General features: G+C 60.2%; 10 protein-coding genes. 2 read left to right on the top strand and 8 right to left on the bottom strand.

What is annotated here, in order from left to right; genetic code table 11:
* Positions 1 to 316: 316 nt before the first annotated feature.
* Positions 317 to 2,899, bottom strand: a complete 2,583-nt coding sequence (locus AB5Y73_RS04860; protein WP_107683386.1) for a bifunctional acetate--CoA ligase family protein/GNAT family N-acetyltransferase — start codon at positions 2,897 to 2,899, stop codon at positions 317 to 319.
* A gap of 73 nt (positions 2,900 to 2,972) precedes the next feature.
* The gene (locus AB5Y73_RS04865) at positions 2,973 to 3,164 is read right to left on the bottom strand and encodes a hypothetical protein (RefSeq protein WP_005339486.1); all 192 of its coding nucleotides are present in this window, start codon (positions 3,162 to 3,164) and stop codon (positions 2,973 to 2,975) included.
* A 192-nt stretch (positions 3,165 to 3,356) separates the two neighbouring features.
* Between AB5Y73_RS04865 and AB5Y73_RS04870 the strand changes: the two genes are divergently transcribed.
* Entirely contained in the window at positions 3,357 to 4,217 is an 861-nt protein-coding gene (locus AB5Y73_RS04870) for an ABC transporter substrate-binding protein (RefSeq protein WP_107683388.1), read from the top strand.
* Here the strand turns inward: AB5Y73_RS04870 and ilvY are convergent.
* Complete coding sequence (ilvY, locus tag AB5Y73_RS04875; protein WP_107683385.1) at positions 4,206 to 5,099, bottom strand: HTH-type transcriptional activator IlvY; 894 nt, start codon at positions 5,097 to 5,099, stop codon at positions 4,206 to 4,208. The two genes, AB5Y73_RS04870 and ilvY, sit on opposite strands and share 12 nt — an antisense overlap.
* Positions 5,100 to 5,354: 255 nt before the next feature.
* On the opposite strand from ilvY, the gene ilvC reads away from it, so the two are divergent.
* The gene (gene ilvC, locus AB5Y73_RS04880) at positions 5,355 to 6,836 is read left to right on the top strand and encodes a ketol-acid reductoisomerase (protein WP_041210772.1); all 1,482 of its coding nucleotides are present in this window, start codon (positions 5,355 to 5,357) and stop codon (positions 6,834 to 6,836) included.
* Between the two features lie 156 nt (positions 6,837 to 6,992).
* On the opposite strand, the gene pgi is transcribed toward ilvC, so the two are convergent.
* The 5 genes from pgi to coaBC form a co-directional block, all read right to left on the bottom strand.
* Positions 6,993 to 8,642 (bottom strand): glucose-6-phosphate isomerase, encoded by a 1,650-nt coding sequence (gene pgi / locus AB5Y73_RS04885; protein ID WP_005339491.1) that lies wholly within the window; start codon positions 8,640 to 8,642, stop codon positions 6,993 to 6,995.
* A 347-nt stretch (positions 8,643 to 8,989) separates the two neighbouring features.
* The gene (locus tag AB5Y73_RS04890) at positions 8,990 to 9,826 is read right to left on the bottom strand and encodes a mechanosensitive ion channel domain-containing protein (RefSeq protein WP_005339493.1); all 837 of its coding nucleotides are present in this window, start codon (positions 9,824 to 9,826) and stop codon (positions 8,990 to 8,992) included.
* A gap of 165 nt (positions 9,827 to 9,991) precedes the next feature.
* The gene (gene slmA / locus AB5Y73_RS04895) at positions 9,992 to 10,588 is read right to left on the bottom strand and encodes a nucleoid occlusion factor SlmA (protein ID WP_005339495.1); all 597 of its coding nucleotides are present in this window, start codon (positions 10,586 to 10,588) and stop codon (positions 9,992 to 9,994) included.
* A gap of 68 nt (positions 10,589 to 10,656) precedes the next feature.
* Positions 10,657 to 11,115 (bottom strand): dUTP diphosphatase, encoded by a 459-nt coding sequence (gene dut / locus AB5Y73_RS04900; RefSeq protein ID WP_005339498.1) that lies wholly within the window; start codon positions 11,113 to 11,115, stop codon positions 10,657 to 10,659.
* 80 nt (positions 11,116 to 11,195) lie between these two features.
* Entirely contained in the window at positions 11,196 to 12,398 is a 1,203-nt protein-coding gene (coaBC, locus tag AB5Y73_RS04905; protein ID WP_107683356.1) for a bifunctional phosphopantothenoylcysteine decarboxylase/phosphopantothenate--cysteine ligase CoaBC, read from the bottom strand.
* Between the last annotated feature and the right edge of the window lie 19 nt (positions 12,399 to 12,417).

Here is a 12,417-nt window from a genome sequence, read left to right on the forward strand (position 1 = left end):
GGCCTGTCACGCCGGGGGTCGCGGGTTCGAGTCCCGTCCGCTCCGCCACTAATTTGAAGGCCTTCCCGATTGGGAAGGCCTTTTTGCTATGGGCGTTTTTGTCCATAAGACCCACAGGTTTGCATACCAGAACGAATACAAAAGCCCGGCTTCACGACCGGGCTTTTGTATTTTTAGCGCCTTAAACCACCAATATCTGGCTTTTCCCTGCCAAGTAAGAGTGCCAGATAGCCGGTTATTTCTACCATTTTCTGGCTATATCAGAGTCTTATCAGTTTCATTCACAGCAATTTGAACGACTCTGCAGGTGGTCAAATCAGGCTTCTGTCGCTTGCTGGCTACAGAGCAGTTCCATATTGACCACCCCCTCTTCCATTTGCACATCGATCTTGAAGCCAAGCCGTTTGGCAAGGTTGACCATGCCACGATTGCTGGGCATGGTCATGCCGGATAACTGGCCAATCCCCTGCTCTTTGGCGTAACGGATGATCTTCTCCATCATCAATTTGCCGAGCCCCACCCCTTTCAAGTCCGATCGCACCAGAATGGCAAACTCGGCATCGCTCAGGTCCGGGGTCGAGATAGCGCGTACCACGCCGAGGATTTGATCCTGCAGCTCGCCATCTTGCCCCACAGCCACGAAGGCCATCTCCCGGTCGTAATCGATCTGGGTCATGCGAGCCAGCTCTTCATGGCCCAGCTCGCCTACATCGGCGAAGAAGCGTTTGTACCTGTCTTCATCGGAGACCTGCAGCACGAACTGCTTGTGAGCAGGTTCATCTTCCGGCCGGATTGGGCGCAGCAGGATATGGCGCTGATCTTTAAGCCAGGCACCCTCCTCCAGTTCGGTAGGATAGGGGCGGATCGCCAGTCGGTTGCTGGTCGGGATGGCGGGGTCAGCCAGTGTGAGGCTGGCATCCAGCACCACCATCTCTGCGCCGAACGCTTGCAGCGGGTGCAGGTCCAGCTCCTGAATCTCAGGAAAGGCGAGCAATAGCTCGGAGAGCTGGCAGAGCACTTGACCGAGGGCATCGATATCCAGTCGTTCCGGTGTGGCCTGCTCACGGATCTTGCGGCTCTTGAGGGCTCCTATGATCTGGTAACGAGCCAGCGCCTGATTGAGCGGTGGCAAGGCTGCCACCATCTCCTGCGGTTCTGCGCCTGATTCCCCCAGCAGAATGACGGGGCCAAAGATGGCGTCTTGCTGGATACGTACCCTCAACTCCAGGCCGCCGCTGCGGCGAGCCATCCGCTGCACCAGCAAGCCTTCGATGCGGGCGCCCGGATCATGCTGTTTGACCCTGTCCAGAATGGCATCTGCAGCTTGCGCCACTTCGGCCGAGGTGCGCAGATTGAGCACCACCCCGTGTACGGCAGACTTGTGCAGGATATCGGGCGAGCGCAGTTTTACCGCCACCGGATAGCCGATCTGCTCGGCGGTCAGGGTCGCCTCGATGGCGTCGGTGACGATCCAGGTTGGCAGGGTCGAGAGACCTGCGGCTTGTAAAATCGGGTGCACCAGATGGGTATCCAATCTTAGCTGTTTGCGCTCCTGTGCTTGGCGGATCAGCTGCTGGCACAGCTCGCCATTGAGCTGGTTGCCATGCAGGGATGCCGGGGTCTCCATCAACTGCTTCTGGTTGCGGCGGTATTCCACCATGTGCATGAAGGCGGCCATGGCGCTTTCCGGCGTGCGGTAGGTCGGGAAACCCGCCTCGGTAAAGAGTTTTCGCCCCTCCTGCGCCGAGTATTCGCCCGCCCAGTTGGTGAGGATATTGAAACGGCGCGCTCTGGGATGCTGTTTCAGATGGGCGATTAGATGGCTGGCCAGCGGCGCGCTCGGTGCCGTGAGCGAGGGGGCGTGGATGATCAGGATGGCGTCGATGCCATCCTCCTGCAACACGTTGTCCAGCGCTTCCTGATAGGTGGTGATGGTGGCATCGCTGCCGATATCGAGCGGCGGACGAGCCAGCTTGCCGCCCCGCTCCAGCAGTACATCCACTGCCATATTAGCCAGCCCGCGACCGTTGGAGATGATGGCAAGCCGCTCCCCCTTGAGGGTCATGGAGTGGCTGAGGGTTTCCACCGCGGCAAACAGTTCGTGGGTATCCCGTACCCGCAGCATGCCGGCACGGCGGATGGCCGCATCGTAGACATTGTCGAGACCGTGGGCCGGTTCGTGGCGCCCGCTTTTCAGCACCAGGATCGGCTTGTTGCGCGAGGCTGCCCGCGCAGCCGAGAGAAAGTGGCGGGCGTCGTGCAGCTTGTCCATGTAGATCAAGATGGCGCGGGTGACGCTGTCGCGGGAGAGTTGATCCAGCAGCTGGCCGAAGTCGATATCGCAGTGATCACCAAGGGAGATGAAGGCGGAGAAGCCCAGCTCATGCTGCTTGGCCCAATCCAGAATAGTGGTGCTGACGGCGGCGGATTGCGAGAGAAAGGCGACCTGCCCCGGCTTGGCAGCAATGGGGGAAAAGCTGGCGTTGATCCCCTGGCCGGGCAGCAGCATCCCCATGCTGTTGGGACCGAGCAGGCGAATGCCGTATTGTTGGCAGACCCGTTTCAGCTCCAGCCGCTCCTCGGGGGAAAAGTCGGCGGCCAGTATGATGGCCGCCCCCGCACCCTTCTGGCCGAGCGCTTCCAACAACGGCAAGACCCGCTCCCGCCTGGTGCAGATGATGGCGAGATCCGGGGTTAGCGGCAGGCTGCTGATATCGGGATAGGCCAGCACGCCGGCGATGGCTTTGTTGCGCGGGGTTACCGGGAGGATAGGCCCTTTGAACTGGCCCGCCAGCAGGTGGCGCACGATTACGTGACCCGCCTTGAGCGGGTCGGTCGAGGCGCCGATCACGGCGATTGAGTGGGGTTTGAACAGCCGATCCAGACCGCTTGCTTTCATGGGCACTCCCGACAAAAGGGGGAAGATACCAGTCTAATACGCCTTTGCTGCGGGTTCTGTGACCGGATCCTGATCACCGTTTGTTCAGGGCATTGGCACGCAGATAAAAGCGCAGTTCGCCTTGCACCCGGCGAATGGCTCCCAGGTGGCGTTCCTGCAGATAGATATCCTGCTCCCGGTCAAGCGCCGTGCTGGGCACGCCCATGCTTTGCAGATACTCGTCAAACAGGGTTGAACCCTTGATCTCTACCAGATGCTGTTTCATGGCTCTCCTCCCTGCGCCTTGGCGTGTGTTGATGAACGCCCAGTCTGCGATGACCTGCCGGGTTTGCCTATTGTCACTTTTGACACGAGATTTGACACGAGAGCGCTCACACATCTTTCAGAGAGGGCGCCGTTGAGGTGCTGGCTGACGTTATAGTATGGCGAGGAGCATTAGGCACGGATGGTGCACGGGATGATCAGAGTCTGGTGGTGGTGCATGGCATTGTGGGCGGTTGGCGTACCGGCGGCCGAGCAGCCTATCCGCGCCTGGAATCTGTTGCTGGATCATCCCAACCCCGCCGTCGTCCAGTTGCTGCGCCTCTCCCTCGATCTCACCGCGCCCGAATATGGCCCCTACCAGCTGGTCTCCAGCCCGCAGATGGAGCAGGGGCGGGCGGTGAAGGAGCTGCGCAGCGGCGAGCTGGTTCAGGTCGGTGTCTTTGCCCCGGATGGTCAGCGAGAACGGGAGTTGCTGGCAATCCACATTCCGCTGGCCAAGGGGCTGCTGGGGTGGCGGGTGTGTCTGGTTCGGCGGGGGGATGAGGGGCGTTTTGCCGCGATCGGGTCGTTGGCGGACTGGCATCGCGCCGGGCTTTCCATCGGTCAGCACAGATCCTGGCCAGACACCCAGTTGCTGCGGGCTAACGGCCTCAAGGTGACGGTGGGCAATCTTTATGAGGCGCTCTTCAACATGCTGCGCAAGAAGCGCTTTGACTGCTTCCTGCGCTCGGTCATCGAGGTCGAGGATGAACTAAGGCAGCATCCGGATCTCGCCATCGAGCCCCGTCTGGTATTTCGCTATCCGCTGGCGCTGCTCTTCTTTGTCTCGCCAAAATATCCGGAGCTGGCCCAGCGCATCGAGCTTGGCCTGCTGCGGGCGCGGCAGTCTGGTGCTTTTGACCGGGTCTTTGAAGAGGGATTTGGCAGCACCATTCGGCGGCTGAAACTGGATGAGCGGGTGCGCCTCGAGCTGCACAACCCCGACTTGCCGCTGCCCAGCCGCATCATGATGGCCGATCCGGCCCTTATCTATAATCCGGTGTCAGCGCAGTGAACCCTGATTCTGCGCGGTATCCCAGAAGGCGCGGATCAGCGGTTCCTCCAGCCGCTTCTTGAGCACCCCGATCCCCACATCAAATGGCTTGAAGGCGGGTTTGAGGTCGATGATCCGCACCTTGTCACCGAGCGGGCTATGGTCGATTACCGCCGCCGGCACCAGCCCCACGCCGCAACCGAGCGCCACCATGGCGACGATTCCCTCGTTGCCCGCCACTTCGGCATAGATGTTGGGCGCTATCCCCTTGTTGCGAAACCACTGATCGCTGCGTTTGCGGGCCAGTCCCTGCTCGGAGAGGATGACTGGCAGCTGATCCCAGTCCGGCTCGCCCTGGCGGAACCACTGGTTCAGCTGTGGGGCATTGCGCGGCGCAATAAAGACCAGCGGCACCAGCTGCAGGCTGGCGAACTCCAGCTTGGCGGGCAGAGCATCGGGGCGGGCGGCGATGGCGAGATCGGCTTCGTCGGCCAGGATCTTGTCCACTGCCAGCGCCGGGTCGCCGGTCTCCAGCTTGATCTCCAGCTGGGGGTAGCGGCGGCGAAAGCGCTCCAGCACCTCGGGCAGCAGAAAGTAACTGGCGGTGACCGAGCAGAAGACCCGCAGCCGTCCCTGCAGCGGTTCATCGCTGCGTTTGAGCTCCTGTTTGAGCTGACGCCACTCCTGCAACAGGCCGCCGCCGAATTCGCGCAGCTTCTCGCCGGCGGGGGTGAGCCGTACCGAGCGGTTGTCCCGCTCGAACAGGATGCAGCCGGTCTCCTGCTCCAGTCGCTGGATGGCGCGACTCAGGGTGGAAGGGCTGACCGCCATGGCATCGGCGCTTTTGCCGAAATGAAGGGAGTCGGCGAGGTGGAGAAACAGCTCGAGATTGCGAAGGTCCATTGATCACTTCCTGCTGCAGTCAGGGCATAAATTCATGTCGTACCGTCCGGTTCCGGCAACCGCATCCCCGCACAATTCAGCGGCAATATTGTCGAAACGGGGGGGCGTGCATGGGGCGCAATTGCCAAGAATCATCTTTCAATTATTGCAACGTACTGTTTCGAATATATCAGTTCAGGCAATAAGTGTCCCGCGCTATAGTGGTTCAGACAACGCCGCTATCCGGCATGGAATCAATCGAACGGAGCAATCACCATGGCTAACTATTTCAACACCTTGAACCTGCGTCAGCAGTTGGCCCAACTGGGCAAGTGTCGTTTCATGCAGCGCGAAGAGTTCGCGGACGGCTGCAACGTGCTGAAGGGCAAGAAGGTGGTGATTGTGGGCTGTGGTGCCCAGGGTCTGAACCAGGGTCTGAACATGCGTGACTCCGGGCTGGATATCTCCTACGCCCTGCGCAAGGCCGCCATCACCGAGAAGCGCGCCTCCTGGCAGAAAGCCACCGACAACGGCTTCGCGGTCGGTACCTATGAAGAGCTGATCCCGACCGCCGATCTGGTGCTGAACCTGACTCCGGACAAGCAGCACTCCGACGTGGTGAAAACCGTGATGCCGCTGATGAAGCAGGGCGCTGCGCTGGGCTACTCCCACGGCTTCAACGTGGTGGAAGAGGGTCAGCAGATCCGTTCCGACATCACGGTCGTGATGGTGGCGCCCAAGTGCCCGGGTACCGAAGTGCGTGAAGAGTACAAGCGTGGCTTTGGTGTACCGACCCTGATCGCCGTTCACCCGGAAAATGACCCGAAAGGTGAAGGCATGGCCATCGCCAAGGCGTGGGCCTCTGCCACCGGCGGCGACCGTGCTGGCGTGCTGGAGTCCTCCTTTGTGGCGGAAGTGAAATCCGACCTGATGGGCGAGCAGACCATCCTCTGCGGCATGCTGCAGGCCGGTTCTCTGCTCTGCTACGACAAGCTGGTTGCCGAAGGCACAGACCCGGCCTATGCCGGCAAGCTGATCCAGTTCGGCTGGGAGACCATCACCGAAGCCCTGAAACAGGGTGGCATCAGCCTGATGATGGATCGCCTCTCCAACCCGGCCAAGCTGCGCGCCTTCGAGCTCTCCGAGCAGCTCAAGACCCTGATGCGCCCGCTTTTCGAGAAGCATATGGACGACATCATCGCTGGTGAGTTCTCCCGCGGCATGATGGCCGACTGGGCCGAAGACGATGCCAAGCTGTTCGGCTGGCGCGAAGAGACCGGCAAATCTGCCTTCGAAAACGCCCCGGCGTTCGCTGGCAAGATTGCCGAGCAGGAGTACTTCGACAATGGCGTGGTGATGGTGGCCATGGTCAAGGCGGGTGTCGAGCTGGCATTCGAGACCATGGTGGCCTCCGGTATCTACGAGGAGTCCGCCTACTACGAATCCCTGCACGAGCTGCCGCTGATCGCCAACACCGTTGCTCGCAAGCGTCTGTACGAGATGAACGTGGTCATCTCCGATACCGCCGAGTACGGTAACTACCTGTTCGCCAACGCTGCAGTGCCGTTGCTGCGCGAGCACTTCATGCCGACCCTGAAAGCGGGCGATCTGGGTGCCAGCAAGGCGGAAGGGCAGAGCGTGGATAACCTGGCGCTGCTGGCGGCCAACGAAGCGACCCGTAACCACCCGATCGAGAAAATCGGCCAGGTACTGCGTGGTTATATGAAAGACATGAAACGCATCGCCGTTGGCGGTTAAGCCCGCATCGGGCTGGATGATGAAGGGGCGTGGATGACGATCCCCGTCGCCGGTCGGACTGGACACCCGCTCGGCCAGCCAGAAAACTCAGCCTGACAGTCATAAAAAAGCCCCGCTCATCGAGCGGGGCTTTTGCATTCAGAAAGGCTGGATAAATCAGGCTTTCCACGCTTTCCAGGTGTTGATCAGACCGTTGGTGGAGCAGTCGTGGCTGGTGACAGCCTCGTTGTTGCCCAGCTCCGGCAGGATCTTGTTGGCCAGCTGTTTGCCCAGCTCGACACCCCACTGGTCGAAGCTGAAGATGTTCCAGATTGCGCCCTGTACGAAGATCTTGTGTTCGTACATGGCGATCAGGGCACCCAGGGTTTTCGGGGTCAGGCTCTTGAACAGGATGGAGTTGGTCGGGCGGTTGCCTTCGAACACCTTGAACGGCACCAGATCCTTGACCTGCTCCAGGGTTTTGCCAGCCGCCAGGAACTCGGCTTCAACCTCTTCCTTGCTCTTGCCGAAGGCCAGCGCCTCGGTCTGGGCGAAGAAGTTGGCCAGCAGTTTCGGATGGTGGTCACCGATCGGGTTGTGGCTGATGGCTGGCGCCAGGAAGTCACAGGGGATCAGCTTGGTGCCCTGATGGATCAGCTGGTAGAAGGCGTGCTGGCCGTTGGTACCAGGCTCGCCCCAGATGATGGGGCCGGTCTGGTAGTCAACCGGCTTGCCGTTGCGATCCACGTACTTGCCGTTGGATTCCATGTTGCCTTGCTGGAAGTAGGCAGGGAAGCGGTGCATGTACTGGTCGTACGGCAGAATGGCTTCGGACTCGGCACCGTAGAAGTTGTTGTACCACAGGCCGATCAGCGCCAGCAGCACCGGCACGTTCTGCTCATAGGAGGCAGTGGCGAAGTGCATGTCCATCTCGAAGGCGCCTTGCAGCAGGGCTTCGAAGTTCTCGAAACCGACAGACAGGGCGATGGGCATGCCGATGGCAGACCAGGAGGAGTAGCGGCCGCCAACCCAGTCCCAGAACTCGAACATGTTGTTGGTGTCGATGCCGAACTCGGCCACGGCCTTGCCGTTGGTGGAGAGGGCAGCGAAGTGCTTGGCAACGTGGGCCTTGTCACCGGCGATATTGATAAACCAGTCGCGGGCGGTCAGGGCGTTGGTCATGGTCTCCTGGGTGGTGAAGGTCTTGGAGGCCACCAGGAACAGGGTGGTTTCCGGATCGATCTTCTTCAGGGTCTCGGCGATGTGGGTGCCATCGACGTTGGAGACGAAGTGCATCTGCAGGTGGTTTTTGTAGGGACGCAGTGCCTCGGTGATCATTACCGGGCCCAGATCTGAGCCACCGATACCGATATTGACCACGTGCTGGATCGCTTTACCGGTGTAGCCTTTCCACTCGCCGGAGATGATTTTCTCGCAGAAGCCTTTCATCTTGGCCAGTACGGCGTTCACTTCCGGCATCACGTCCTTACCGTCGCACTCGATGGGGCGGTCGGAGCGGTTGCGCAGGGCCACGTGCAGTACGGAGCGCCCTTCGGTCATGTTGATCTTGTCGCCATTGAACATGGCATCGATCGCGCTGCGAAGATCGGTCTCTTTGGCCAGATCAACCAGCAACTTGAGGGTTTCTTCGGTGATCAGGTTCTTCGAGTAATCAACCAGGATGTCGCCGCCGAAGGTAAGGGAAAACTTGTCAAAGCGCTTCGGGTCCTGCGCGAACAGATCCTTGAGTCGGGTCTCTTTGTTTGCTGCAAAGTGGGCTTCCAGTGCCTGCCAGGCCTGGGTTTGGGTTGGATTGATATTTTTCATAGGATTCCTGAAATGCCAAGTTGTGTTTGAACCTTGCAGGCAAGGTCCCGCCAAACCTTATTATTCGAGCATTATAGCGAGCCGAACGGGCGGCCCGTGTAACAGATTTTTACCGATTGTCTTTTACCGCAATGGGTCACTGCCGGGAGCATACAACCAGAACATTGGGATTATGTGTCACGAAAGCAAGGCGGATCTTGCGCTTGCTCATGATTGGGGCCACCCCGATAGCCTGAAATTGTTTTCATCCGGTTGGCGTGGTTATACACCGACATGACCATGGGCTGGGGCCAGAAACGACAATGCCAGCCCGAAGGCTGGCATTGTCTGTTGCAGCAGAACCGCGATCACGCCTGCGGTTTTTGCATGTGCATCACCATCTGCGGGAAGGGGATCTCGATGCCTTCAGCATCAAAGGTCAGTTTCACCTTCTCGTGGAAGTCGAACCAGACACCCCAATAGTCAGCGGTTTTCACCCAGGGGCGCACCACGATATTGACCGAGGAGTCGGCCAGCGCGGCAACGGCGATGGTAGCGGCCGGATCTTTCAGGATGCGCGGCTCTTCGCTTACCAGACGCTCGAGGATCTGTTTGGCCTTGCGCAGGTCAGAGCCGTAGCCGATGCCAAAGGTCATGTCGACGCGGCGGGTATCCATGCGCGAGTAGTTGACGATGGTGCCGTTGAGGATGGCGGAGTTCGGTACTACCACCATCTTGTTGTCACCGGAGGTGAGGGTAGTGGTAAAGAGCTGAACGGACTGCACCACACCCGCGGTGCCAGCCACTTCGATAAACTCGCCCGCCTTGATGGGGCGGAAGATGATCAGCAGGAAGCCGGCAGCGAAGTTGGAGAGCGAGCCTTGCAGCGCCAGACCGATGGCCAGACCGGCGGCACCGATAATGGCGACGAAGGAGGCGGTCTGCACCCCGACACGGCCCAGCGCGGCGATCACTACGAACACCAGAATGGCGTATTTGAGGATGCTGCCGACGAAGTGGGTGACTGTGGTGTCCAGCTTGCGGGCCTGCATCACCTTGACCACGCCACCGCTGATGAGGTTGGCGGCGATATAGCCGACCAGCAGGGTCAGCAGGGCGGCGGCGATATTGACGCCGTATTCGATCAGCAGTCCCTGATTATTGACCAGCCAGGTCTGCGCTTCGGTAATGATTTCGGGTTCCATAGGATGTCCTGTCAGGTTCTAAAAGGTTTATGGTGGATAAATCTAACACCGCAGCGCGACAGTACGGGTCGCATCTGGTACTTCTTTTCTGCCATAAAAACCTGACACAAAAAAGAAGGGAGGCCAAAGCCTCCCTTCTTTTTGCTGGATGATGCGAAAAAACCATCAGCTCTGCAGCAGCTGGCTGCGGATAAATTGCCACTGATCTTCAAAACCGGCGGTCGGCTTGAGCTTGAACTCGGAGCGCACGAACTGGCTGATGCGGCCTTCGGTGTAGGCCAGCAGCAGATTGGCCAGCATGGTCTCGTCGAGCTGGAAGCCTTGCCCCTCACGCAGCCGCTTCTCGCGCAGCACCTGTTTGATCTGGGTCTCCAGCTTGTCGAACAGGATGCTGATGCGATCCCGCAGCCGATCGTGCTCACCCAGCAGGGCGTCGCCGTTGAGGATGCGGGTGATGCCGGGATTGCGCTCGGCGAACACCAGCAGCAGCTGCAGGATATGGTGACAGCGCGCCATGGTGTCCTTCTCTTCCGCCATGATCAGATTGACCCGTGACAGCAGGGAATCCTCGATAAAGTCGATCAGCCCCTCGAACATCCGCGCCTTGCTGGGAAAATGTCGATAGAGGGCTGCTTCAGAGACGCCGACCTCGGCCGCCAGACGGGCCGTGGTGATGCGCTGACCCGGACTGGTTTCCAGCATATGGGCGAGCGCCTGCAGGATCTGATCGCGCCGACTCTGTTTCTGATTACTGCTTGCCATGGATTCCCCTAAAAAAACAATGGCTTGATTCTATTATTAGGCACCGCCCATCGGGTTGGTGTGGTCTGTTATTGGCGACCAGAAGAACCAAAACCGCCTTCACCCCGTTCGCTCTGATTGAACTCATCGACCAGTTGGAAGCTGGCCTGAACTACCGGCATGATCACCAGCTGGGCGATGCGCTCGCCGGGTTGCATGGTGAACTCATCCTTGCCGCGGTTCCAGACCGAAACCATCAGCTGACCCTGATAATCGGAATCGATCAGACCGACCAGGTTGCCCAGCACGATGCCGTGCTTATGGCCGAGGCCGGAGCGGGGCAGGATGGTGGCACACAGACCCGGATCCTGGATGTGAATGGCCAGACCGGTCGGCACCAGGGTGGTATCACCCGGAGCCAGAGTCAGCGGCGCATCCAGCAGTGCGCGCAGATCCATGCCGGCAGAGCCGGGAGTGGCGTAGGCGGGCAGTGGGTACTCGGTACCGATACGGGCATCCAGAATCTTCAGTTCAATTTGTGTAGTCATGAATCGCTTTTTCAGTTGGATCTTGTATTGGCGTCCCTCTTGGCAGGCGGGGCGCCGTGAGTCTTGTTCTTTCGGGACGCTCAGTGCCGGTAGTGGCGTGCAATCAGGGCGATCAGGTGACGGGCCAGCGTCAGCTTGTCGGCCAGCGGCAGCGGGGCCTGGCCCCCTTGCCAGAACACGGTCAGGGCGTTGTCATCGGCGTTGAAGCCTTGCCCCTCGCGGGACACATCGTTGGCGGCGATCATGTCCAGCCGCTTACGCTGCAACTTGTCGAGGGCGTATTGTTCCACATCCACGGTTTCGGCGGCAAATCCGACGGTGAAGGGTTTGTCTGAAAGGGCACCAACGGCCGCGATGATGTCGGGGTTTTTCACCAGCTTCACCACCATCTGGTCGTTGTCGCCGGTCTTCTTGATCTTCTGGCTGGCCACCTGTTCGGGGCGGTAGTCGGCCACTGCCGCGCAACCGATGAAGAGGTCGCACTCGCCCACCCGGCTCATCACAGCCTGATGCATCTGCTCGGCGCTCTCGACATCGATGCGGGTAACGCCCGCAGGCGTCGCCAGCGTCACCGGCCCGCTCACCAGCGTCACTTCGGCACCCGCTTCACGGGCAGCTCGGGCGATGGCGTAGCCCATCTTGCCGGAGCTGTGGTTGCTGATGTAGCGCACCGGATCGAGCGCCTCGCGGGTTGGACCTGCGGTGAGCAGCAGCTTGACGCCCGCCAGCAAGGGCTCTGCGGCCAGCTGCTGGCAGCAGCGATCCACCAGTTCGAGGGGATCCAGCATCCGGCCCGGGCCCACATCGCCACAGGCCTGACTGCCGGCATCCGGCCCCCACAGCAGAATGCCGCGGCTGGCCAGGGTCTTGAGGTTGGCTTGGGTCGCGGCGTTGAGATACATCTGCTGATTCATTGCTGGTGCCAGCGCGATGGGCGCCGGAGTGGCCAGACAGAGGGTGGTCAGCAGTTCGTCGGCCATGCCTGCAGCCATCCGCGCCATCAGGTTGGCGCTGGCGGGGGAGATCAGTACCAGATCGGCCCACTTGGCCAGCTCGATATGGCCCATGCCCGCTTCGGCAGAGGGGTCCAGCAGGCTGTAGGCCACCGGATGACCGGAGACCGCCTGCAGGGTCAGCGGGGTGATGAACTCCTTGGCGGAGCGGGTCATCACCACCCGCACTTCGGCGCCCTGATCTTTCAGGCGGCGTACCAGCTCGGCACTCTTGTAGGCGGCGATCCCGCCACTGACACCCAACAGGATGCGTTTATCGGCCAATCTCATCTGCTGTTTCTCTATCCGG

Source organism: Aeromonas sp. s7(2024), from assembly GCF_040907825.1.
GTDB lineage: Bacteria > Pseudomonadota > Gammaproteobacteria > Enterobacterales > Aeromonadaceae > Aeromonas > Aeromonas veronii.